Annotated in this window: 1 protein-coding gene; it reads left to right on the top strand. The window is 40.4% G+C overall.

Going from position 1 to position 1,155, the window contains the following annotated elements; translation table 11 throughout:
* Positions 1 to 102 precede the first annotated feature (102 nt).
* Complete coding sequence (locus tag Xind_RS19565) at positions 103 to 1,137, top strand: IS630 family transposase (RefSeq protein ID WP_047685931.1); 1,035 nt, start codon at positions 103 to 105, stop codon at positions 1,135 to 1,137.
* Positions 1,138 to 1,155 lie beyond the last annotated feature (18 nt).

Here is a 1,155-nt window from a genome sequence, read left to right as displayed (position 1 = left end):
CTAAATGCCTTTTCAAAATGGTAGGAGTATCAAAGAAACTCAGTCCAATTTTTGCGAATTTTGATTTTCCACAAACAAAAAAGCAAAAAGAAGGACTGAGTTATGCCTATCCTACCACCAATCTCCCGTAATGAACGGCGCCTGATGAAAAAAACGGCACAAAAAACACGTAATAAACAGTACAGCATTCGCATTCTGGCCATTCTTATGGCTTATCAGGGAAAATCGGTCTGCCAAATCGCTGAAGCGCTTTGCGCCGCAGAATCTTCCGTATGGCGCTGGATAAAACGTTTCAAAACTGACGGCTGGATAGGGTTACAAAGTCAGCCTGCGGGACGTCCTCGCCGATGGAACTTAACCTGCCTCCTTCCTTTAATCACCTATTTGTTGACGCTTTCTCCCCAGCAGTTCAAATATATCCGCTCTCGTTGGAGTCTTGAACTTTTTGTCATACAAATCAAAAAAATAGCTAATGTGAAAATTTCAATCAGTACACTTTACCGGTTCTTTTGTCAAAATAAGATCGTTTGGCGGCGGGCTGCCCCGACATTAAACCTGCCTGATCCGGAGTATGAAGAGAAAATGGTGCGTATTAATCAGGCATTATTGCAGGCTTCAAGCGAAAATCCGGTGTTTTATGAAGATGAAGTGGATATCCACTTTAACCCCAAGATGGGTTCAGACTGGTGTTTCAGGGGCCAGCAAAAACGGATTATTACTCCGGGCCAAAATCAAAAATATTACTTTGCGGGTTGTTATCATGTCCAAACCCGAGAAATCGTTTATACCGGTTACGGAAGAAAAAACTCTCAATTATTTATCAATATGTTAGAAAAGTTAAAAGCCCATTATCGTCACGCAAAAACACTGACAATTATTTTAGACAACTACAGAATCCATACCAGTCGGCTAGTTGAAGATTGGTTGTCACAAAATCCAACGGTAACGCTGTTATTTCTTCCGGTATATTCGCCTTGGTTGAATAAAATAGAACGGTTATGGCAGTCATTGCATGAAACGGTCACACGAAATCATTGTTGCCAGTACATGTGGCAATTGATCAAAAAAATTAAGATCTTTTTGAATACAGCCTCAGCAAGTAGCTGGAAAGGAATAGGAAATATGGAAGTCTCATAATTATGAAAAGGTATTTAG

Origin of the sequence: Xenorhabdus indica (genome assembly GCF_014467235.1) — a bacterium.
Lineage (GTDB): Bacteria > Pseudomonadota > Gammaproteobacteria > Enterobacterales > Enterobacteriaceae > Xenorhabdus > Xenorhabdus indica.
Note: the sequence above shows the minus strand (reverse complement) of the source record. Positions and strands in the feature narration are given on the sequence as shown.